21 protein-coding genes are annotated in these 20,657 nt (G+C 69.6%); 10 read left to right on the top strand and 11 right to left on the bottom strand.

Annotated elements, in window-relative coordinates:
* The first annotated feature begins 56 nt into the window (after positions 1 to 56).
* Positions 57 to 1,079: a hypothetical protein gene (locus CMO28_RS17325; RefSeq protein ID WP_296715561.1), complete on the top strand. Its 1,023-nt coding sequence runs from the start codon at positions 57 to 59 to the stop codon at positions 1,077 to 1,079.
* A 6-nt stretch (positions 1,080 to 1,085) separates the two neighbouring features.
* Here the strand turns inward: CMO28_RS17325 and CMO28_RS17320 are convergent, their stop codons facing one another.
* Both CMO28_RS17320 and CMO28_RS17315 read right to left on the bottom strand, forming a co-directional pair.
* Entirely contained in the window at positions 1,086 to 1,565 is a 480-nt protein-coding gene (locus CMO28_RS17320; RefSeq protein ID WP_296715559.1) for a hypothetical protein, read from the bottom strand.
* Positions 1,546 to 2,241, bottom strand: coding sequence for an EI24 domain-containing protein (locus CMO28_RS17315; RefSeq protein ID WP_062766934.1), 696 nt, complete (start codon positions 2,239 to 2,241; stop codon positions 1,546 to 1,548). The genes CMO28_RS17320 and CMO28_RS17315 overlap by 20 nt, the downstream gene beginning before the upstream one ends.
* A gap of 315 nt (positions 2,242 to 2,556) precedes the next feature.
* Between CMO28_RS17315 and CMO28_RS17310 the strand changes: the two genes are divergently transcribed.
* The 5 genes from CMO28_RS17310 to CMO28_RS17290 all read left to right on the top strand — a co-directional run bounded on the left by CMO28_RS17310 (position 2,557) and on the right by CMO28_RS17290 (position 8,155).
* The gene (locus CMO28_RS17310) at positions 2,557 to 3,549 is read left to right on the top strand and encodes an adenosine kinase (protein ID WP_296715557.1); all 993 of its coding nucleotides are present in this window, start codon (positions 2,557 to 2,559) and stop codon (positions 3,547 to 3,549) included.
* A 71-nt stretch (positions 3,550 to 3,620) separates the two neighbouring features.
* Positions 3,621 to 5,447 carry a translational GTPase TypA gene (gene typA / locus CMO28_RS17305; protein ID WP_014746967.1) on the top strand — a complete coding sequence of 609 codons (1,827 nt, stop codon included), beginning with the start codon at positions 3,621 to 3,623 and terminating at the stop codon, positions 5,445 to 5,447.
* A 25-nt stretch (positions 5,448 to 5,472) separates the two neighbouring features.
* Positions 5,473 to 6,837, top strand: coding sequence for an AmpG family muropeptide MFS transporter (locus CMO28_RS17300; protein ID WP_296715554.1), 1,365 nt, complete (start codon positions 5,473 to 5,475; stop codon positions 6,835 to 6,837).
* A 93-nt stretch (positions 6,838 to 6,930) separates the two neighbouring features.
* Positions 6,931 to 7,458, top strand: a complete 528-nt coding sequence (gene ppa / locus CMO28_RS17295; protein WP_014746965.1) for an inorganic diphosphatase — start codon at positions 6,931 to 6,933, stop codon at positions 7,456 to 7,458.
* 151 nt (positions 7,459 to 7,609) lie between these two features.
* Positions 7,610 to 8,155, top strand: coding sequence for a hypothetical protein (locus CMO28_RS17290; protein ID WP_296715552.1), 546 nt, complete (start codon positions 7,610 to 7,612; stop codon positions 8,153 to 8,155).
* A 21-nt stretch (positions 8,156 to 8,176) separates the two neighbouring features.
* On the opposite strand, the gene CMO28_RS17285 is transcribed toward CMO28_RS17290, so the two are convergent.
* From CMO28_RS17285 to nth, 8 genes are all read right to left on the bottom strand, one after another.
* Complete coding sequence (locus CMO28_RS17285; protein ID WP_296715551.1) at positions 8,177 to 8,737, bottom strand: NADPH-dependent FMN reductase; 561 nt, start codon at positions 8,735 to 8,737, stop codon at positions 8,177 to 8,179.
* Between the two features lie 91 nt (positions 8,738 to 8,828).
* Positions 8,829 to 9,941: a pyridoxal phosphate-dependent aminotransferase gene (locus CMO28_RS17280; protein ID WP_296715549.1), complete on the bottom strand. Its 1,113-nt coding sequence runs from the start codon at positions 9,939 to 9,941 to the stop codon at positions 8,829 to 8,831.
* Positions 9,938 to 10,603 carry a class I SAM-dependent methyltransferase gene (locus tag CMO28_RS17275; protein ID WP_296715547.1) on the bottom strand — a complete coding sequence of 222 codons (666 nt, stop codon included), beginning with the start codon at positions 10,601 to 10,603 and terminating at the stop codon, positions 9,938 to 9,940. The genes CMO28_RS17280 and CMO28_RS17275 overlap by 4 nt, the downstream gene beginning before the upstream one ends.
* Positions 10,600 to 11,187, bottom strand: a complete 588-nt coding sequence (locus CMO28_RS17270) for an NAD(P)H-dependent oxidoreductase (protein WP_062762964.1) — start codon at positions 11,185 to 11,187, stop codon at positions 10,600 to 10,602. The genes CMO28_RS17275 and CMO28_RS17270 overlap by 4 nt, the downstream gene beginning before the upstream one ends.
* Entirely contained in the window at positions 11,184 to 12,233 is a 1,050-nt protein-coding gene (locus CMO28_RS17265) for an NAD-dependent epimerase/dehydratase family protein (RefSeq protein WP_296715545.1), read from the bottom strand. The genes CMO28_RS17270 and CMO28_RS17265 overlap by 4 nt, the downstream gene beginning before the upstream one ends.
* Positions 12,230 to 14,191, bottom strand: a complete 1,962-nt coding sequence (locus CMO28_RS17260) for a hypothetical protein (protein WP_296715543.1) — start codon at positions 14,189 to 14,191, stop codon at positions 12,230 to 12,232. The genes CMO28_RS17265 and CMO28_RS17260 overlap by 4 nt, the downstream gene beginning before the upstream one ends.
* 64 nt (positions 14,192 to 14,255) lie before the next feature.
* On the bottom strand, positions 14,256 to 14,483 hold the full coding sequence (locus tag CMO28_RS17255) for a hypothetical protein (protein ID WP_062761425.1): 228 nt from the start codon (positions 14,481 to 14,483) through the stop codon (positions 14,256 to 14,258).
* Positions 14,484 to 14,613: 130 nt separating this feature from the next.
* Positions 14,614 to 15,258, bottom strand: a complete 645-nt coding sequence (gene nth / locus CMO28_RS17250) for an endonuclease III (protein ID WP_296715541.1) — start codon at positions 15,256 to 15,258, stop codon at positions 14,614 to 14,616.
* A gap of 126 nt (positions 15,259 to 15,384) precedes the next feature.
* Between nth and CMO28_RS17245 the strand changes: the two genes are divergently transcribed.
* From CMO28_RS17245 to CMO28_RS17230, 4 genes are all read left to right on the top strand, one after another.
* Entirely contained in the window at positions 15,385 to 15,933 is a 549-nt protein-coding gene (locus CMO28_RS17245) for a DUF2244 domain-containing protein (protein WP_041605079.1), read from the top strand.
* Positions 15,934 to 16,644: 711 nt separating this feature from the next.
* The gene (locus CMO28_RS17240; RefSeq protein WP_296715539.1) at positions 16,645 to 18,261 is read left to right on the top strand and encodes a YifB family Mg chelatase-like AAA ATPase; all 1,617 of its coding nucleotides are present in this window, start codon (positions 16,645 to 16,647) and stop codon (positions 18,259 to 18,261) included.
* Between the two features lie 18 nt (positions 18,262 to 18,279).
* Positions 18,280 to 19,035, top strand: coding sequence for a helix-turn-helix domain-containing protein (locus CMO28_RS17235; RefSeq protein ID WP_296715538.1), 756 nt, complete (start codon positions 18,280 to 18,282; stop codon positions 19,033 to 19,035).
* 115 nt (positions 19,036 to 19,150) lie between these two features.
* The gene (locus tag CMO28_RS17230) at positions 19,151 to 19,912 is read left to right on the top strand and encodes an enoyl-CoA hydratase/isomerase family protein (protein ID WP_296715536.1); all 762 of its coding nucleotides are present in this window, start codon (positions 19,151 to 19,153) and stop codon (positions 19,910 to 19,912) included.
* Positions 19,913 to 19,961: 49 nt separating this feature from the next.
* Here CMO28_RS17230 and CMO28_RS17225 read toward each other — a convergent pair whose 3' ends face one another.
* Positions 19,962 to 20,618 carry a type 1 glutamine amidotransferase domain-containing protein gene (locus CMO28_RS17225; RefSeq protein ID WP_296715535.1) on the bottom strand — a complete coding sequence of 219 codons (657 nt, stop codon included), beginning with the start codon at positions 20,616 to 20,618 and terminating at the stop codon, positions 19,962 to 19,964.
* Between the last annotated feature and the right edge of the window lie 39 nt (positions 20,619 to 20,657).

The raw sequence follows: 20,657 nt of genomic DNA, 5'->3' as shown, positions 1-20,657 counted from the left end.
GCCGCATGTTGCCGCTGGGGCAGGGCTGGCGGGCGCGGCCGGGACACCCTATTCTCTTGAGCATGACACCCGTTCGCCCGATGCCCCTGTTTCTGCGCCGCCCCATCGCCCTGTTGCTGGCCCTGCTGGCCATGCCGGCGATCCTGACCGGCTGCGCGGAGACCATGACGACCGAACCGCCGGCGGATGAGGAACGGATCCTGCCGAGCACCGACCCGATCATCGTCGAGGCGCCGATCACGGTCGACTCGCCGGCGGCGGTGCAGATGGTGGCCTGGCAGCCGGTGGTGTGGCCGCCCGGCAGCCGGCCACGGCCGGGCCCCGCCCCGGTGGACCAGGCGCTGGACGTCGGCATGGTGCGGCGCTTCCAGACCATGGAGCGGCTGCGTGCCGCCGATCTGGTGACGGCCCGGCTGGCGACGGAACGCCGGGCGACCAATCTGGGCGGGCTGCTGCCGCTGTCGCATACGCCCTCGGTCACCGTGGACCCGCTGGCCCCGGCCCCCACCCCCGGCGAGACCATGGCGCGCTTCGAGGCGCTGAAGCAGATGGTCGCCGCGCGCGAGATGACCGCCGAAGAGGCGCGGGCCGAACAGGCCCGGATCATAGATGCCCTGCTGCCGCCCGCCCCGGCGGAAACGCTGCCCTATCCGAACGAGATGACGGCCGAAGAGCTGGCAGCCCATGGCCGGCGCATCGACGACTGGATGCGCCTGGGGGTGATCACCCCCAATGAAGCCGCGGCGGAACGCCAGCGGATCGAAGAGATGCGCCGCAGGCTGGAGGCGATGCAGGCCGCCGTGCAGGCGCCCCCGACCGTCGTCCCCGAGGCGGCCGCACCCGAGGCGGCCGCACCCGGGACGACGCCTGATATGCCCGCAACGGAGGCGGTGGTCCCCATCCCCGTGACACCGGCGACGCCAGCGCTTCTGCCGCCGCGAGAGGTGCCGCCGCCACCGACCGTGCCGGCCACACCGGTGGGACCGGTGCCGCCGTCGGGCCTGGCACCCTATCCAGGCGAGACGGCGCCTGCAGACGCCCCGGGCAAACCGATCAACCTGCTGCCCGCAACCGGCTAGACAGGCTCAGACGCCCGGCGCGGTCAGCCGGGCCTGGATGGTGGCGTGATCGAACCCCGCCACGCAATCGGCATCGCCCGCACCCGCCATCTGCGGACCGAACCAGCGCACCACCCCATGGGTGGGGCGCGCCCCGCCCGGCTTTGCCGCGTCGATCGCCGGGAAATACAGGATCAGCGCACAGCGATTGTCGGAATAGCGCCAGAACACCGACTGGCCTTCGCGCCGCGCCACCGCCGGCCGGCCGAAACGGGTGGTCAGATCGTTCTGATCCAGCTTCAGCAGCTCTGCCAGCCCCGAGGGCTGCGCCACATGCGCAGGCTTGGGCGCCGGGCGGATCTGGGCCGTCCCGATATCGGGGCTGGTGGTCTGACAGCCGGCGAGGCCGAAGCCGGCAAGGCCGAGAAGAAGGGCTGCCAAAGGACGGATGGCCAGAGGATGGGTGGCCAGAGGCGGGGCGATCTGGCTACGGACGGCGCAGCTCACGGGCTTCGCGCTCCCGGATCAGGGTGAAGAGATGGGTGAACAGGGCGGCGGCGATGATCGGCGCGGTCAGGTTCACGAAGGGGATCGCGAACAGGAAGGAGACCGCGGCGCCATGCACGAAGAGCGTGGTGCGGTGGCGGAGCCGCATGGCCTTCGCCTCGGCCGTGCCGAGACGGCGCAGCGCCGCCAGTTCGAAATATTCCCGGCTGAGCAGGATGCCGTTCAGCCCGACGAACAGGACCAGGTTGACCACCGGCACGAAATAGAGCGGCAGCACCAGCAGGTTCAGCAGAAGCGCGAAGACGCCGAACCTGACGCCGGACCAGAGCGAGGCCCAGAACCCGGCCCCCTTGGCCGGCGGCAATCCGGGATAGCTGCGCCGCTCCACGACCCCGGCGACCTCGTCGATCACCAGGCCCATCACCGCCGAGGTGATCGGCACGAAGAGCAGCCAGGCCGAGATGACGATGACGGCGAAATCGCCGGCATAGGAAATGGTGGTGTCCAGCCAGCCGATGCCGGTAAGCCCGGTCGCATCCACCCAGCCCACCGCCAGCCACCACAGCACGCCCATCAGGATCGCCGACCCTGCGATGCCGATGCCGAGCGGACGCCACATGCGGGCATCGTCGAGATTGCCGAGCGTGCGTCCGACGGTGGTGGTGATCAGCGCCATGGCGCGGGTCGTCTCCGGGGAGCGCGGGGAGGGGGAGATAGGGAGCCCGTCCGGCCCCCCGGTGCAGGCACCCCCCGGTCCGTGATCCGGTTACGGTGCGCCTGCGAAACCGTAGGGAATTCATACGACGGGGAGGGGCGGGACTCAAGGGCGCAATCGGCATTGCGACGCAAAAGCCGGCGAGATGCCGCGCGCCCGGGATCGCCCTTCCGGGCCGGGGCAGCTATACTGCCGCCGACCGGCCATGCAGCCTGTGGTTGAGGGTCGCCCGGGCACCCGCGCCCGCATTCCCGCGCAAAGGAAGACGAACCGATCATGACGGAGAAGACCTATCACGTGCTCGGCCTCGGCAACGCCATCCTGGACATCCTGGCCCGCACGGAGGACGGCTTCCTCGACGCCCAGGGCATGGTCAAGGGCACCATGGCCCTGATCGACACCGACCGGGCCGAGGCGATCTATGCAGCCATGGGCCCGGCGATCGAAAGCTCGGGCGGGTCGGCGGCCAACACGATCGCGGGTCTGGCGGCGCTGGGTGCGCGCACCGCCTTTATCGGCCGGGTGGCCGACGACACGCTGGGCCAGGTTTTCCGCCACGACATCCGGGCGCTGGGCGTGGCCTATGGCACGCCGGCCGCAGCACCGACCCCGCCCACCGCGCGCTGCTTCGTGCTGATCACGCCCGACGGCCAGCGCACGATGAACACCTATCTGGGGGCCAGCGTCCACCTGTCGCCGGACGATGTCGACGAAAACGAAGTCGCGCGTGCCGAAATACTGTACGTGGAAGGCTATTTGTGGGATCTTGCACCCGCGAAGGAAGCCTGCCTCAAGGCGATGCGGGCGGCACGGCGCAATGGAACACGGGTGGCATTCAGCCTGTCCGACAAGTTCTGCGTCGACCGCTTCCGTGCCGAGTTCCACCGGCTTATCGACGACCACATCGACATCCTGTTCGCGAACGAAGCCGAGATCGCCGCGCTTGCGGAGACCGACGACTTCGACGCGGCCATGCGTTCGGTGGCGGGCCGGGTGGAGATTGCGGCGCTGACCCGCAGCGAACACGGATCGGTGATCGTGCCCCGCGAGGGGGCGCCGGTCGTGGTGGAGGCGAGCCCGGTTGAGGCGGTGGTGGATACCACCGGCGCCGGTGATCTCTATGCGGCTGGTTTCCTTTACGGGCTGACCCACGGGTTCGATCTCGCGCGGTCCGCCCGGCTCGGCGGCCTGGCGGCTGCCGGGATCATCGGCCAAATCGGCCCGCGCCCTGCCGGTTCGATCGCGGATCTCGTCGCGCGATCGGCCTGAACCGGGGCCCAAGCGGGCGGACGGCGGCACAAGAGGTGCCGCCGTCGTCTCTCAAGGCTTGTCAGACCCGTATGACCGTCCTGCGCAATCTCGCGATCATCGCCCACGTCGACCACGGCAAGACCACGCTGATCGACGCCCTGCTCCAGCAGAGCGGCGCCGTGCGCGCCCACCAGCAGCTCGCCGAACGGGCGATGGACTCGAACGATCTCGAGCGCGAGCGCGGCATCACCATCCTGGCCAAATGCACGGCAGTCGCCTGGAAGGATTACCGCCTCAACATCGTCGACACCCCCGGCCACGCCGATTTCGGCGGTGAGGTCGAGCGGATCCTCGACATGGTCGACGGCGCCCTGCTTCTGGTCGATTCGGCCGAAAGCGTGCGGCCCCAGACCAAGTTCGTGCTCTCCAAGGCGCTCGCCAAGGGCCTGCGTCCGATCGTGGTGGTCAATAAGATGGACCGCCCCGACGCCCGCCCCGACACCGTGCTCGACGAGGTCTTCGACCTGTTCGCGGCACTGGGTGCCGACGAGCACCAGCTGGACTTCCCCGTGGCCTATGCCTCGGGCCGGTCGGGCTGGGCCTCGATGGAGCCGGTGACCTCGGGCGAGAACCTGCACCCGCTGCTCGACCTGATCGTCGCCCACGTGCCGGCCCCGGATGTGGACCGCGACGCGCCGTTCACCATGCTCGCGACCATGATCGAGAGCGACCCCTATATCGGCCGCGTGCTGACCGGCCGGGTCGCCTCGGGCGTCGTGAAGATGAACCAGGCCGTCCGGGCGCTGCGCCGTGACGGCACGCTGGTCGAGGATGCGCGGATCACCAAGATCCTGCGCAGCGACGGGCTGAAGCGCGAAGCGGTGGACCAGGCGGAAGCCGGCGACATCGTCTCCATCGCCGGCCTGTCGAAGACCACGGTCGCCGACACCATCGGCGCCGTCGGCATCACCGAGCCGCTGGCCGCCCGGCCGATCGATCCGCCGACCATGGCGGTCAGCATCTCGGTCAACGACAGCCCGCTGGCCGGCCAGGAAGGCGACAAGGTCACCTCGCGCATGATCCGCGACCGGCTGTTCCGCGAGGCGGAAAGCAATGTCGCGATCCGCGTGACCGAGCTGCCGAGCAAGGACGCCTTCGAGGTCGCCGGCCGCGGCGAACTTCAGCTGGGCGTGCTGGTCGAGACCATGCGCCGCGAAGGCTTCGAGATGTCGATCTCGCGCCCGCGCGTGCTGTTCCGCGAGAATGCCGAGACCGGCCAGCTGGAAGAGCCGATCGAGGAAGTCCACATCGACGTCGACGAAGAGTATTCGGGCGTCGTGGTGGAGAAGATGAGCCTGCGCCGGGCCGAAATGACCGATATGCGCCCCTCGGGCGGCGGCAAGACCCGGATCGTGTTCATGGCACCGTCGCGCGGCCTGATCGGCTATCGCAGCGAGTTCCTGTCGGACACCCGCGGCACCGGCGTGCTGAACCGGCTGTTCTCGCATTACGGCCCGCACAAGGGTGAGGTGGAAGGCCGGCGCAACGGCGTGCTGGTGTCCAACGGCACCGGCGAGGCGGTCGCCTATGCGCTGTGGAACCTGGAGGAGCGCGGCATCCTGTTCGTCGAGCCCCAGACCCGGGTCTATGGCGGCATGGTGATTGGCGAGCATTCGCGCGGCAACGACCTGGACGTCAACCCGCTGAAGGCCAAGCAGCTGACCAATATCCGCTCGGCCGGCAAGGACGACGCCATCCGCCTGACGCCGCCGAAGATCATGAGCCTGGAAGAGGCGATCGCCTATATCGACGAGGACGAGCTGATCGAGGTGACGCCCAAGTCGATCCGGCTGCGCAAGCGCTTCCTGGACCCCAACGACCGCAAGAAGGCGGCCCGCGCCGTCGCTTCGGCCTGATCCCACCCGTCGGACGGATGCCCGCATGACGACACCCGATGGTGGCGAGGGCAGGGATCAGACAGGCAGGGGCAGCCGCTTCCTTGCCGGGGCGCGGATCTATCTGGAGCCGCGCCTCATCCAGATCCTGCTGCTGGGCTTTGCGAGCGGTCTGCCGCTGGCGCTCAGCTTCGGCACGCTCAGCGTTCGGCTGACGGAAGACGGCATCTCCAAGGCGGCGATCGGCCTGTTCGCCGCCGTGGGGACGCCCTATGCGCTCAAATTCATCTGGGCGCCGCTGATCGACCAGCTGCGGCTGCCGGGCCTGGCCCGGCTGTTCGGCCACCGCCGGTCCTGGCTGCTGCTGACCCAGGCGGCGGTTATCCTGACCATGCTGGGGCTGGGGCTGTCCAACCCTGCCGCCGACCCCTGGACCACCGCGCTCTGGGCGGTGCTGCTGGCCTTTTCATCGGCCAGCCAGGACATCGTCATCGATGCCTATCGGGTGGAACGCCTGCCCGAAGACCGCCAGGGCGCCGGTGCAGCGATGGTGGTGTTCGGCTATCGGCTGGGCATGCTCGCCTCGGGCGCCGGGGCGCTTTATCTCGCCGCCTATTTCGACTGGTTCACCGCCTATGCCGTGATGGCGGCGGCGATGGGCCTGGGCGTTCTGGCGGTGCTGGCGGGCCCCGAACCCCGGGTGGATCGCAGCCATGCGGCCGAGGCCGAAGCCCGGGCCGGACGGCTGCTGGAACGGCTGGGTGCAAAGGGGCCGATCGGCCGTGCCGGCGCCTGGCTGCATGCCGCGGTGGTGGCCCCCTTCCAGGAATTCCTGGTCCGGCCCCATGCCTGGCTGATCCTGGCCTTCGTCGCCTTCTACAAATTCGGCGACAGCCTGGCCGGGGTGATGACCAACCCCTTCCTGGTCGATATCGGCTTCGATAAGACCCAGATCGCCGAGATTTCCAAACTGTTCGGCTTCTGGGCCTCGATGGTCGGCTTCTGGGCCGGCGGCACGCTGCTTGGGGCGCTGGGCACCGTCCGCTCGCTCTGGATCTGCGGCATCCTGCAGGCGCTGTCGAACCTGGCCTTCATGGTCCAGGCAGAGGCGGGCCCCGATGTCGCGGTGCTGGCGGCGGTGATCGGCTTCGAGAACCTGGCCGGCGGCATGGGGACGGCGGTGTTCGTGGCCTACATGTCCAGCCTGTGCAACGTCTCTTACACCGCCACGCAATATGCGCTGCTGTCGTCCTTCATGGCGGTGGCACGGACCTGGCTGTCGTCGTCGAGCGGCATCATGGCCGAGGAACTCGGCTGGTCGGCCTTCTTCCTCGCAACCACGGTTGCGGCGATTCCAGGGCTGATCCTGCTGCGGCTCGTCTCGCGCAGAACCGCAGATCGTGCTATCTAGCGCATCGATCGGCGAGGTCGCACCCGGCCGTCCCGTCTCGACCCCCGGGTGTACATCGCCATTTCTGTACCACCGGGGAAAGAGGCCCGACCAATGGACGTGACCAAGATCGCCGCCGGCCGCGCGGTGCCTGCGGACATCAATGTCGTCATCGAGATCCCTGCCAACGCCGATCCGGTGAAGTACGAGCTGGACAAGGACAGCGGCGCCATCCTGGTCGACCGTTTCGTCGCCACGCCGATGTTCTACCCGGCCAATTACGGCTTCATCCCCAACACCCTGGGCGATGACGGCGACCCGGTGGACGTGATGGTCGTGACGCCCTATCCGGTCGTGCCGGGCTCGGTGATCCGCGCGCGGCCGGTGGGCGTGCTGAAGATGGAAGACGAGAGCGGCATGGATGAAAAGATCCTGGCCGTTCCGCATCAGAAGGTCTCGGCGCTCTACGACCATGTCCAGAGCTATACCGACCTGCCGGAGCTGCTGATCCGCCAGATCGAGCATTTCTTCACCCGCTACAAGGACCTTGAGAAGGGCAAGTGGGTGAAGGTCACCGGCTGGGACGACATCGACACCGCCAAGCGGCTGATCGAGGAAGGTGTTGCCCGCGCCGGCAAGTGAGCCGGCGTCGCGCAGATCATCGACAGGACGACAGGCCGGCAGCCCACGCTGCCGGCCTGTTTTCGTCTCCGGCATCGGGCGGGCACCCGGTTTTCAATTTAAAGTTATATACTCGCCCTGAACCACGGTGTTCCCATGGGAGGCGGATGCCATGACCCCCACACGTTACGACACCAGCCTGCTGATCGGTGCGACCGGCATGCTCGCCCGGGTGCTGGCCGAAGTGGCCGCGCGATCGACGCGCACCGTGGCCGTGGCACGCCATGCCAGCCACAGCCTGGCCGCGGCGCCGGCCGAGATGGGGATCCTGCCGGTCGACCTGGACTGGCGCGACACCGATGCCTTCGTCGACGGGGTGGTGGCGGCGACCGCGGGATGCCGGGTGGATCTGGTGGTGCTGTGGATGCATGGCACGGGCAAGGCCGCGACCGACCGGCTGCTGGACCGCTATGCCCGCACCGACTGCACGATCGTCCATGTGCTGAGCAGCGCCGCCCCCGATCCGGCAGCGTTCCGTGCCGCCCTGCCGCACCCCGAGGGCAGGCCGCCCCGCTGCCGCTATCTGACGGTGAAGCTGGGGGCGGTGACCGAGGACGGGCGCTTCCACCGCTGGCTGACCCATGACGAGATCGCCGGCGCCGTGCTGTCGGCCATCGACGAGGGGCGCGACATCGTGGCCGGCACGCTGCCCGGCTGAAACGATCGGGCGGCCCCAGGGTCAGATCAGCGCCCGGCGGGCCACCTGCATCACCTGCGCCATCACCACCAGCTCGCGCACGAAACGGTCCATGCGCTGAACCAGATGATCGGCGCCGGGCACCGGATCGCCGCCATCGGCGGCCGGGGTGAAATCGCGCCCGTCGCTGCACACCTGGGTGGCGATCGCATGGCCCAGCAGGCCGCGGGTCCAGATCCGCATCTGTTCCACCGCCTGGGTGGTGCGGGCACCGCCATGGCTGACCAGGCCCACGGGTTTGTAGGCGAATTGCGGAATCGCCATCAGGTCGAGCGCGTTCTTCAGCCCCCCGCTCGGGCCGTTGTGATAGATGGGGCTGGCCAGCACGATCGCCGCCGCCGCATCTGCCGCGGCGACCAGCTGCTTCACCCGCGGATCGGGATGATCGGCCGGCTGGTGATGCCAGGCCGGATCGGCCATCGGCAGGGGGGTGTCGCGCATGTCGAACACCACCGGCACCAGCCCGGCCGCCTGCAGCCGGTCGGCGATCCCGCGACAGAGACCATGGGTGTGAGACGGCCGCCGCAGGCTGCCCGCGATCACGAGAACGGTGGATGCCGGTGATGAGGGGGAGGCTGGAGACGAGGGGGCCATCGCAATCACCTTCGAAGACCGTGGGACGCGCGCGCACCGGCTAGCGGTCTGCCAGGCGGGCAAAAAGCGGGACAAGCCGGTCGAGCGCCAGATCGAGCCGCGGGCGCGGCACCGCGAAACAGCAGCGGATCGCCGGCGGCTGGTCGATGCCGAAAGCCGCCCCGGGTGCGACCAGCACCCCCGCCCGGGCACAGAGGCCGGCAAGGCTGCGGCTGTCGCCGGGCCAGTCAGGCACCCCGACCCACAGCACCGGCCCGCCGCGGGGCGGCAGGGCGACGGCGCCGGTCCCGGCCAGCCGTTCCACCGCCTGCCGGCCAAGATCGCGGAGCACCGGCGACAGATCGGCCGGCCCGCCGCGGGCGATGATACCGGCGGCCATGATCTGGGCATCCAGCGGCGCCGACATCGCGAAGGTCCAGTGCACATCGGTGATCCGGGCCAGATGGTCGGCCGCACCCACCACATAGCCGAGCCTGGCCCCCGCCATGCGGTATTTCTTGGAAAAACTGAGGATGCGCAGCATGCCGGGCGGGCAGCCCCGGCCGATATAGGCCCGGCCCGCCGGATCGTCGAAGATCAGCCCGGCATAGGTTTCATCCACGATCAGCAGCGTATCGGCCTGCCGGCAGAGCGCCTGGATCGCGGCCACCTGATCGGCATCCAGCAGATTGCCCAGCGGGTTGCCCGGGGTGTTCACCACCACCGCCGCCGGCGCCGGGCCTGCGGCCAGGGCGGCGGCAATGGCGGCGGCGATGGCCGCCACAGGATCGGCCGGCGGCATGACGTCGTAGAACGCAGCCGGCCGGCCCAGGAAACGGGCGATATTGGCATAGGCCGGAAAGCCCGGGCGCGGCAGCAGGATCGGCCGGTCGGCGGGCAGGGTGGCGAAGGCCGCAGTCAGCGCCATCGAGGCCCCGGTGGTGATCACGATCTGATCGGGCGCCACCCCTTCCATCGCCGCCAGCACCTGGCGGAGCGGCGGCAGCCCGGCCCGCGGCGCGTAGCGGCCCTGCAGGGCGGGCGGGGCGCCCGCCCCGTCTGCCACTGCCGGCAGCAGCTCGGGATCGATCACGCCCAGCGACAGATCGAGCGGCGGCAGAGGATCGCCGCCGCTACCCATGACGGGGGACGAGGACGCGGTCGCCCGGGTCACGACACCACCCGGGCGACCGAGAGGCCGCATTCGTCGAGCGGCAGGACCACCGGGCCCAGAATGCCTGCATCATCACGGAGCTGACCATGATAGGCGGCGAAATCCTGCGCGAATTGCGGCACCAGCGGATCATGGGCCAGGATCAGCGCCCCCGGCTGCAGCCGCGGCCGGGCCGCGGCCAGCACCGCCGGATAAAGCCCCTTGCGGGTCTCGGGATCATCGACATCGATGAACAGCAGCCCGATCGGGGCGGTGTCGGCCGCAAGATCGGCCACCGCATCGGCGGTGCGGCAGACGAGCGGCAGATCCGGCGGCAGGAGACGGGCATTGTCTGCGGCGATGCGGGTTGCGGCCGGATCGATATCGATGCCGCAGGCCTGAAACCGGCCGGGGCGCTGCGCCCGGCCCAGCGCCAGGAAGGCGAAGGCGAAACCGACATGGGTGCCGGCCCCGTAGATCGCGGGCGCCCCCGATTGTGCCGCGACGTGAAACAGGAAGCGGCGCATCAGCCCGGAAATCGTGGTGGCGGGGACCACGAATCCGGTCTCTACCGGCGCCACCGCCGCCTGATAGGCCGCCTCGTCGAAGGGGGCGGCCTGGTCCAGCAGCCCGCCCGCTACCAGGATCGCGCCGGCATGATCGATGAGGGCGGCGACGCTCATCCGCGGACCTCGTCGGTGGCGACCAGATCACGGGCGAGCCCGGCCACCGCGCCCACCAGCCGCTGCACCGCCGCAGCCGCAGCCCCCGGTGCGGCCGGATCGTCGACCACCACCAGCGGCGAGGCGAGGCCCGCCCCCAGCGCACCCAGGATGACCGGCAATTGCGCCGCCGCGGCTTCGGCAGAGGCCCGATCGGCCCCCACGATCAACCCCACCGCCGGCAGGCCGGCAAACGGAGAGGCGGCACCGGTATCATAGGCCGGCCCCGAAACCGTCTCGACGAAGGATTTGAACGCCCCGCCGACCCCGCCCCAATAGGCGGGGACCGACAGGATCAGCCCCGACGCGGCACGGATCCGGGCATGGCAGTCCATCACCCGCGGATCGGGATGGTCGCCGGGCGCCAGGCCCTGAAAGGGCGGCAGGGCGGCCTCGCGGATGTCCATCATCTCGATATGCGGAAAGACCGACGACACCAGGCCGGTGGCGGCACGCAGGATCGACCGGCAGGCCGAGGGGCGCTGGTCGCCCGGGGCCGGCTTCATCGATCCGCAGAGTGCCAGAAGATGCGGGGCAGCGGTCATACGGATCCTCCGGGCCCGGGCGCGTCGGCCGGTTCAGGGGCTGCAAGGCCGGTTTCGGTCAGATAGGCGCGCAGCCCCGCGGCAAGCGGCCGGGGGCGCAGGCCCAGCAGGGCATCCAGCCGACCGGTCGCAAGCGGTATCCGCCGGATCGGCGGCCGCGGCGGATCGGGCGGCAGCAGGGTGACGTCGATCCCGCCGAACAGGGCGCCGAGCCCGTCGATCAGCTCGGAAACGGTGGACACGCCGCCGGTGCCGACATTCACCACCTCCGGCCCGCCGGGGGCGGCCGGGGCAGCACGAACCGCAGCTGGACGAACGGCGGCCGCCCTGGCCAGAGCCTCGCCCACATCCTCGACATAGACCAGATCGTCGGTATCCCCCGCATCGCCCTGCAGGCGCAGCGGATAGCCCTGGGCGGCCGAGAACAGCATGCGTTCCACAAGCACCGAGGAATGGCTGCCATGCCCATAGCGGTTGGGGCCGTAAACCCCCGCCACCCGCGCCACCACCCGGTCGAGCCCACCCGGATGGTCGGCGACCACCCGCTCCATGGCGGCCAGGATCCGGCCATAGGCGGTGGGCGGCATCCGGGCGGGCATGTCTTCCGCCAGCGCCGCCACCCCGGGCGGGGGCGGGCCATAGACCGCCAGGCTGCTGACCACCACCACCCGGGGAATGCCTGCCGCGGCCGCGGCATCCAGCAGGGTGCGGGTGCCGGTGGTCGCGATCGCCAGTGCCGCATCCGGATCGGCCGCCACCAGACCGCCGGTCATGCCCGCGGCCGAGATCAGCGCATCCACCTTCCCGATGCTGGCCAGGAAGTCCGCCACCGCCGCGGCATCGCGGATGTCCAGCACCTCGACCGGCCCGGCATGGCGGCCGAACCGCTGCAGATAGCCCGCATCCGGCCGCCGGTCGGCGGCACTGACCGCATGGCCGCGCGCGCGGAGGGCACGGATGGTGAAGGTGCCGATCTGCCCGGTGCCGAAGACGGCGACATGTTTCGGCCCCGGCCCGCGGGCGGCATCGGCCCGGATCGTGGTCATGCGTCCTCCCTGACCGGCTCCGCCCGCCGGGCGGGCTCGTCGCCGGCCACATGGCGGCGCTGCACCCGGCCGATATCGGCGGCACTGCCGTGCAGAACCCGGGCGATGCTCACCGGATGCAGCTCTTCCAGATCGACTTCGGGAATGCTGGTTGCAAGCCCGGCATAGCTGGCCGGCGGCCGCAGGCCCGAAAGATCGCCGGCATGGGCGGCGTCGGGATCGACCAGCCAGAGCCCGTCTTCCTGGCCGAGTTCCATGACCAGATCACGTGCCGCCGCGGTCTGGCCACGGCTGGCCCTGGCCACGGCCAGACCGGCGCCGTGGATGCCGGCACCGGTGCGGTTGCGCTGGTCCAGCGCCGCCGCCAGCCCCTCGGCGAAGACCTCGGCGGCCTCGTCCACCCGCCCCAGATCCAGCAGGGCACAGCCCACCGAGCGCTGCAGCATTTCGCGCGCCAGCGGCCGGTCGGCCCGGTTCATGGCATCCAGCGCCGCCCGGAACAGCGGCAGCGCCCCCGCCCGATCGCCCGACCGGGCCATGATGGCGGCCTGCATGGCACTGCGCGACGCCCCCCAGTGGTCGGCCCCCCAGGTGCCGCCCGCCTCTTCGACCGTGTCCAGCACATCGCCGAAGGTGCGGGCGATGAGATCGAGCGCCACGGCGTATTCGCCCCGGATCTCCATCAGCTTGCTCATATTGCCGAGCAGGTTGAAGCGCAGATAGGTCCGGTCGGGGGAACGGCCCTCGCGCACCGCCTCGAAGGCCGTGCACAGATGCCGATAGGCCTCGGGGAAGGCCTCCGCCACCGGCCGGCGCGCGAAACGGGCCCGGAGCAGCGCGTTCATCGCCTGGCCGTTGTGCAGCCAGGCCCGCTCCATCGCGACATCGCCGCCCCCGATCGCATCCGTCCCGCCGGGCATCAGCAGACCCAGTTCCGCATGCGCCTGCGCCAGACAGACATCGCTGCGCTCCAGATCGAACCTCCGCTTGGCGTGGAGCAGCGCCTGCATATAGAGCAGATGCGCCCGCATGCCCGGCCGCGCCGCCTTCGCGACCGCGGCCTCCAGCTCGGCGATGGCGGCATCGTGGCGGCCCAGATTGGTCAGCACCAGCGCCAGCAGTCGGTGATGATCCACCTCGTCAGGGGCCGTCCGGCGGCCTGCCTGATCCGCCGACCAGACCAGGCAGGCGTCGTAATTCTGATCGGCCAGCCAGGCACAGGCACCGGCGATGGTGCGGGCGCTGCCGCGCGGCCCCCGGTCCGGATCCGGCCCGGCCGTCATGCCCGCCGGCGCCGGCGGCGCGGCCAGCATGTCGGGGTCGACCACCCCCTGCAGACCGGCGAGGAAGGCGCTGCGCGCCGCGCGATAACCGGCCGGCCCCGTGCCCGCCGATTGCAGCCACACCCAGCCCACCCGGCTGTCGGCCGGCGCCAGCAGGGCGGCACGGGCCAGGATCTTCAGGCTGGGCCGGTCGATGCGCATGGCATCGGGCACCACCACCACCACCGGCCCCAGGCTTTCAAGCCCCCGGGCCAGAAGCCGGGCGGCCTCGTCGATCGCCGTCGAACTGCGGGCGCTTTCGCGGCTGACCCGCCGCAGGGCCGCCAGCGCCCCGCCATTGCCCAGAATGGCCGTGTCCAGATCGTCATGCACGTCCAGCCGGCGATCGCGTTCGGCAACCGCCGCCAGCCGGCCGGCCGCCGCACGCAGGGCCACAGCCCCGGCCGGGCCGCCCAGCCCCCGCGCATCGGCCGCATCCGCCACCGCATCCAGCGCCAGCGCCCCCGCCCGGAAGGTGTCGAGACAGCCGCCGCCATCGGGCAGGTTCAGGCGGAAGGCGCCCGGCAGCGCCATGTCGGGCGCCTGCGCCGGCCCGATACCGGCCTCATCGGTCGTGACCCAGAAGCGACGCGTCCGGGGCGCGCGCGGGGCGAGCAGAAGCGGAGATCCGGGCATAAGCGGGGGCCTCGTCGCAGAAGGGGCCACCCCGGCCTCGGGGCCGGGGTGGCGACCGGTCGGGTCAGACGTCGACCACGGCCCAGGCGAGCGCACCGATGGCGAGCACGCCATCGCCCTGCAGCCGGCCGGCCTTGGCGGCGTTCACCATCTCTTCGAGCGCCTTGATCATGTCGTCGGTGACGCCCTTCTGCGCCTCCACGACCTCCCGATCGTCGAGCGGGTTGATCGCGCGCAGCTTCTCCACCGGAACCACGGCGTATTTCGTCTGCCTGTCGAGCTTCTTCATCATGAGGAGCATCTCCCATGCTACGGACCAAGTGTGCTAAAGGTCACCGTAACCAAAAAGGGAGTCAATCGGTATTAACATTACTTAAGATAGAATCTTTTCGCATAATGAGCCGAAACCCGGTCCAGCCGGCTCAGGCGGTGGCGGCCGGGGTCTTGTCCTTATAGCGGCAGAGATCGGCCACGATGCAGGCGGGGCAGTCGGGCTTGCGGGCCTTGCAGACATAGCGGCCGTGCAGGATCAGCCAGTGATGGGCGTGCAGGCGATAGTGCTTCGGCACGCGACGCTCCAGCCCGCGCTCCACGTCGAGCGGGGTTTTGCCGGGGGCGAGGCCGGTGCGGTTGCCGACCCGGAAGATATGGGTGTCGACCGCAATCGTCGGCTCGCCGAAGGCCACGTTCAGCACCACATTCGCGGTCTTGCGGCCGACCCCGGGCAGGGCCTCCAGGGCAGCACGGTCGCGCGGCACCTCGCCGCCATGCTGCTCCACCAGAATGCGGCTGAGCGCGATGACGTTCTTCGCCTTGGCATTGAACAGGCCGATGGTTTTGATGTGGGCGCGCAGGCCCTCTTCCCCCAGCTCCAGCATTTCGGCCGGGGTGAAGACCTGCTGGAACAGCAGCCGGGTCGCCTTGTTGACGCCGATATCGGTCGCCTGGGCAGACAGCACCACCGCCACCAGCAGCTGGTAGACGTTGCCATAGGCAAGCTCGGTCTCGGGCGCCGGATCGGCGGCAGAGAGCCGGCGGAAGAATTCTTCGACATCGGCGCGCTTCATGGGCGGTGACGATAGCCGCTCGGGCGGGCCTTGGGAAGCGGGCGCGACACCCACGCGCGAGGGGGCCCCAGGTGCCTGAAGAATAACGGCTTGGCGGGCCGCCCGGCCGCTCCATATACTGAAGCCATGAGCCAGCCAGAGACCAGAGACGAGAGCCGGCCATCCCCTGAAGGTCCGCTCATTTTCGACGCGCTGCTGACGCCCCATCGCTCCCTGCCGCCCAGCGGGTTCAGATGGGTGATGTTCGGCCTCGCGGGCGTGCTCGCGCCCATGGGCATCTATTTCATGACGCTGGGCGCCTGGCCGGTTTTCGGCTTCTGCGGGCTGGAAATCCTGCTGGTCTGGCTGGGCTTCCGCGCCAGCTATATCAGCGGCCGCGCGTTTGAAAGGCTGCGCCTGACCCATGAACGGCTGCGGGTGGAACAGACCGACCATCGCGGCCGCACCCGCGCCCATGATTTTCAGCCCTACTGGCTGCGGGTGGAACTGGTGGAGCCCGATGCGGGCGAGGAAGACGGCTTCGGCCCGCGCGAACTGGCCCTCACCAGCCATGGCCGGCGGCTGATCATCGGCCATTTCCTGACGCCCGAGGAACGGCGCGACCTGGCCCGGGCGCTGGAAACCGCGCTGCACCGGGCCAGGATGCCGCAGCCGACGGAGACGCTGCTCGCCTGAACCGGTACCGGCCTTCGACGGCACAAGGCGGTTTCTGAGTATTCCGACACTGAATTGTGTCGTTCCATTTAAAAGTTTCGATGGACAAAACAAGGACGGCTCTCCCGCAGCCGGTCCGGCACAACCCATGCGGTATAAGTCCCGCCTGAACTGCCGGATGATAAGATAAAGTGGCGCGAAGCGCGTATCATCACATCGCAGATTATTCGATGGGCTTGATGCATCGTATATTTTTTCCAGACGGCAGGTTCGCGCATGATGTATGAATAAACCTTCATCGGGGTTGAAGATTAAGAAAGCTGTACATCCGCCAATTTTCAGCCAAAACCGTGAAGCCACCTGACCGGGTTCATTCCCCATACTTAACCGCCCGAACCGGGTGAAATTCTTCTCAAAGAAGTAAATTAGTAATAATCTGCTCGTTATAGTAGTCCCGCCTCTCCAGTTACACGTCAAGGTATTTATGCTTGTGCATGAACACGCATTAGCTGTAAATGACTCTGATAGCTTCGTTTTATCCCCATGATTATTGACGAAATCATGGTGGTCGACTAACGATCAGGTAGAACAGACTCTGAGGAAAGCCAACACGCCACCCGCCCATGGCGTGTCGCGAAGGGGTTCGTGCGTGCGGACGTTGTGGACTGATCCACCGACCCGGATCGACAGATGCACCGGTGGCCTTGCAGCCCGGAACCGGGAGCGGTGCCGTTGACCGCGCGCGTCGATACCATCGCGCTCACCGGCATCCGCGCCGTCCCGGTCGAGGTCCAGGTGGCGATCTCGGCCGGGCTGCCGGCCTTTGCGGTGGTCGGCCTGGGCGACAAGGCGGTGACCGAAGCCCGCGAACGGGTGCGGGCGGCACTGGGTCGGCTGGGGCTGACCCTGCCGGCCAGGCGCATCCTGGTCAATCTGGCCCCGGCGGGCCTGGCCAAGGAAGGCTCGCATTACGATCTGCCGATCGCGCTCGCCCTGATGCTGGGCATCGGCGCCCTGCCGTCCGGCGTGCTGGACGGCCATCTGGCCCTGGGCGAACTGGCGCTGGACGGCACGCTTGCCGCGGTGGCCGGCGTGCTGCCGGCGGCGGTGCTTGCGGCCGAAACCGGCCGGCGGATCATCTGCCCGGCCGCCTCGGCAGAGGAGGCCGCCTGGGCAGGCGACCGCCATGCGGTGATCGCAGCCCCCGACCTGCTGGGCCTGCTGGGGCATCTGACCGGGCGCAGCACGCTGCCCACCCCGCCAGAGCCGCGGCTGGACGGAGAGCCGCCTTTGCCCGACATGGCCGATATCCGCGGCCAGCCGGTGGCACGGCGGGCGCTGGAGATCGCCGCGGCCGGCCGGCACAATCTGCTGATGATCGGCCCGCCCGGCGCCGGCAAATCCATGCTGGCCCGACGGCTGCCCGGCCTGCTGCCGCCGCTGGCGCCAGCGGAATCGCTGGATCTGTGCCTGATTGAAAGCGTAGCCGGCCGTGGGCAGGTGCGGCCCAGAATCAGCCGGCCCTTCCGCGACCCGCATCATTCGGCATCGGCCGCTGCCCTGGTCGGCGGCGGCAACCGCGCCCGCCCGGGCGAAATCAGCCTGGCCCATGGCGGGGTGCTGTTCCTGGACGAACTGCCCGAATTCGCCCGGCCGACGCTGGAAGCCCTGCGCCAGCCGGTGGAAAGCGGCGAGGCGGTGGTCTCGCGGGCAGCGATGCATGTGTCCTATCCGGCCCGCGTTCAGCTGCTGGCGGCGATGAATCCCTGCCGCTGCGGCCATGTCGCCGACCCGATGCTGGCCTGCAATCGCGCGCCGCGCTGCGCGGCCGATTACCAAAGCCGCCTCTCGGGCCCGCTGCTCGACCGTTTCGACATGACGATCGAACTGGCGCCGACACCGCCGGCCGCAATCCTGGCCCATGGCCCGGGAGAAGCGAGCGCCCCGATCCGGGCGCGGGTGCTGGCGGTACGCGCCCGTGCCGATGCCCGCAATCGCGGCCTGGCCGGCCTGGACGACACCCCGGCCCATCTGCGCCGGCCGATGACCAATGCCGAGCTGGAAGGCACGGCCCTTGATCAGGCCGCCGCCCTGGACGAACCGGCACGGGAGTTGATGCTGCGCGCATCGGAACGCCTTCGTCTGTCGGCGCGCGGCGTGACCCGGGTTCTGCGGGTTGCGCTGACCATCGCCGATCTGGCCGGCCGCCAGCGGATCGGCCGCCCCCAGTTGAGCGAGGCCCTGGCCTATCGCCGCCCGCCCGGCCCGGCGGCCGGACTGCGCGCCGCCGCCGGTCCGCCCCGCGATCGTGGTGGTCCGCATGCCCGGCCCTCCCATCCCCCACAGTGACCAACGGACCCCTTGGCCATGACCGACGACAACCAGCATGACGGCCCCAAGCGCCAGACCAGACCGACACAGAAGCGCAGCGAGATGCGGGAAGGTGCAGAGACCCGGCAGACCATACCGGTCGGGACGGCCATATCGGTCGAGAAGACCATATCGGTCGAGAAGGCCATATCGGCACCGAAGGGCCGCAGACGCGGGCCGGGGGACCAGTTGATCGCCGATGGCGGGGTGCCCGACTGGCCCCCCGTGGAACCGGTGATGATCGACCCGGAAATCCGCTCGGCCAGCGCCCAGATGATCGATGCCCATGTCGGCGCGCGCCTTCTGGCCCTGCGCCAGATGCGGGAAATCAGCCAGCATCAGCTGGGCGAAGCCCTTGGCCTGACCTTTCAGCAGGTGCAGAAATACGAACGCGGCCTGAACCGGATCAGCGCCGGCCGGCTGTATATCGCCGCCACCTTCCTGGGCGTGCCGGTCGCCTATTTCTTCGACGGCCTGCCGACCGGCACGGATCTGGAAGCCTGGCTGAGCGGCGACCAGCTGGCCGAGGCACCCGCCACATTGTCGGCCGGCACGCCCGTCACCACCGAGGATCGCCAGCTTCAGGATCTGCTGGTCGCCTATGCCCGGATTGAGGATCCGGGGCGGCGGCAGGCCCTGGCCGCGGCCGTCCGGAACATCGCCGACGCCTGCGACGGTGTCGTGCCCGGTGCCGAGGGGCGCCGTTCCCCCTTGCGCCGCCGCCGCGGCCGGCCGCCCAAGAAGCGGGATTGAGCAAACGAGACCGGCGGGGAGGGCGGCGTCATCCTGAAGGCTTGATCCGGGACGGGCTTCGATCAACCATGCGTCGATCAGCCCCATGCCATTCCAGCCCGAAAGGACCTGCCGGATGATCGAGACCGCCCGCCTGGAGATTGCGGGGCCGCGCGCCACCCTGACCCTGACCCGGCCGGCCAAGCGCAATGCGCTGCTGATGCGCGAGATCCCGGCGCTGATCGGGCTGATCGATCAGGCCGAGGCCACGCGCGGCGTGCGGGTGATGGTGTTGACGGGCGAAGGCGGAACCTTCTGTTCCGGCGTCGCCTTTGACGATCTGGCCGGGGTGGACTGGACCGACAACCCGCTGGAAAAGCTGTGCGAACGGGTGGCCCGGGTGGCGGTGCCCACGATCTGCGCGCTGAATGGCGGGGTCCATGGCGGCGGGGTGGATCTGGCGCTGGCCTGCGACATCCGCATCGGCACCCCCGCCAGCCGGGCGGTGGCACCGCCGGCCCGGATCGGGGTGATGTACCACGTGACGGGGCTTGAGCGTTTCGTTGCCAGACTGGGCATCACCGCCGCCAAACGCCTGCTGGCCCTGGCCGAGCCGATGGAAGCGGACGAGCTGCTGCGCATCGGCTTTCTGGATCAGCTGACCGGCGGGGAAGAGGGGGCGCTGGCCGCCGCGGTCGACGCCCATGTCGCCCGCATCGCCGGGCTGGCCCCGCGGACGGTGCGCAATTTCAAGCGCCTGCTGGACGACATCGCCGCCGGCCGGCTGGACCGGGCGGCGGCGGTGGCAGAGATCGGCGCCAGCTTCACCTCTGCCGAAGCGCGGGAAGGCTATGCCGCGCTGACGGAGAAGCGGGCGCCGGTCTATGACGATGTCTGACGGAAGCCGTAATTCTGACGGAAGCCGTATCTGAGGGACCGTCGGCGTCTTAAAGCGCGGCCAGCACCAGCCGCGCCACCTCGCCCGAGCTTTGCGGGTTCTGGCCGGTGATCAACCTTCCGTCCTGCACGGCCTTCACCCCCCAGTCGGCGGCACCTTCATGCAGCGCGCCCAGCTGCTTCAGCCGGGTTTCGAGCAGGAAGGGCACGTTGTGGGTGCCGCCCACCGCCGCTTCCTCGCTGTCGGTAAAGGCGGCAAGCCGGCGGCCCTTGACGAAGGGCGTGCCGTCGGGCCGGCGCATGTCGCCGAACACCGCCGGTGCATGGCAGACCGCGGCAACCAGCCGGCCGGCATCGGCAAAGGCGAAGAGCAGATCGTGCAGGCGGCGGTTGAACGGCATGTCGAACATGGTGCCATGGCCGCCGGGCAGATAGACCGCATCGAAGCCGGTGGTATCGATACGATCATAGGCCGGCGTGTCCTTCAGCGCCGCGATCGCCGGCGCCCAGGCCGCCGCCTGATCGGGGGAGGGGGTGCTGTTCGGATCGACCGGCACGTCGCCACCGGCGACCGAGGTGACCGTGACCTCGTGCCCGGCTTCGGTGAAGGCCATGAAGGGCACGGCATGTTCTTCCAGCCAGAGGCCGGTGGGCTTGCCGTCGAGCAGGCGGTCGTGGCTGGTGAGGATAAACAGAATGCGGCTCATGAGAGATCGGCCCTTCATCGATGGGGGTGATGATGTGTC

This window comes from Tistrella sp., assembly GCF_002684955.1.
Taxonomy (GTDB): Bacteria; Pseudomonadota; Alphaproteobacteria; order Tistrellales; family Tistrellaceae; genus Tistrella; species Tistrella mobilis.
Note: the sequence above shows the minus strand (reverse complement) of the source record. Positions and strands in the feature narration are given on the sequence as shown.

Bases quoted from the DNA above. Each gene is read 5' to 3' on its own strand.
- CMO28_RS17315 (WP_062766934.1), bottom strand. From the start codon at position 2,241: ATGGCGCTGATCACCACCACCGTCGGACGCACGCTCGGCAATCTCGAC.
- CMO28_RS17310 (WP_296715557.1), top strand. From the start codon at position 2,557: ATGACGGAGAAGACCTATCACGTGCTCGGCCTCGGCAACGCCATCCTG.
- typA (WP_014746967.1), top strand. From the start codon at position 3,621: ATGACCGTCCTGCGCAATCTCGCGATCATCGCCCACGTCGACCACGGC.
- CMO28_RS17300 (WP_296715554.1), top strand. From the start codon at position 5,473: ATGACGACACCCGATGGTGGCGAGGGCAGGGATCAGACAGGCAGGGGC.
- ppa (WP_014746965.1), top strand. From the start codon at position 6,931: ATGGACGTGACCAAGATCGCCGCCGGCCGCGCGGTGCCTGCGGACATC.
- CMO28_RS17290 (WP_296715552.1), top strand. From the start codon at position 7,610: ATGACCCCCACACGTTACGACACCAGCCTGCTGATCGGTGCGACCGGC.
- CMO28_RS17275 (WP_296715547.1), bottom strand. From the start codon at position 10,603: ATGAGCGTCGCCGCCCTCATCGATCATGCCGGCGCGATCCTGGTAGCG.
- CMO28_RS17270 (WP_062762964.1), bottom strand. From the start codon at position 11,187: ATGACCGCTGCCCCGCATCTTCTGGCACTCTGCGGATCGATGAAGCCG.
- CMO28_RS17265 (WP_296715545.1), bottom strand. From the start codon at position 12,233: ATGACCACGATCCGGGCCGATGCCGCCCGCGGGCCGGGGCCGAAACAT.
- CMO28_RS17260 (WP_296715543.1), bottom strand. From the start codon at position 14,191: ATGCCCGGATCTCCGCTTCTGCTCGCCCCGCGCGCGCCCCGGACGCGT.
- CMO28_RS17255 (WP_062761425.1), bottom strand. From the start codon at position 14,483: ATGATGAAGAAGCTCGACAGGCAGACGAAATACGCCGTGGTTCCGGTG.
- nth (WP_296715541.1), bottom strand. From the start codon at position 15,258: ATGAAGCGCGCCGATGTCGAAGAATTCTTCCGCCGGCTCTCTGCCGCC.
- CMO28_RS17245 (WP_041605079.1), top strand. From the start codon at position 15,385: ATGAGCCAGCCAGAGACCAGAGACGAGAGCCGGCCATCCCCTGAAGGT.
- CMO28_RS17235 (WP_296715538.1), top strand. From the start codon at position 18,280: ATGACCGACGACAACCAGCATGACGGCCCCAAGCGCCAGACCAGACCG.
- CMO28_RS17230 (WP_296715536.1), top strand. From the start codon at position 19,151: ATGATCGAGACCGCCCGCCTGGAGATTGCGGGGCCGCGCGCCACCCTG.
- CMO28_RS17225 (WP_296715535.1), bottom strand. From the start codon at position 20,618: ATGAGCCGCATTCTGTTTATCCTCACCAGCCACGACCGCCTGCTCGAC.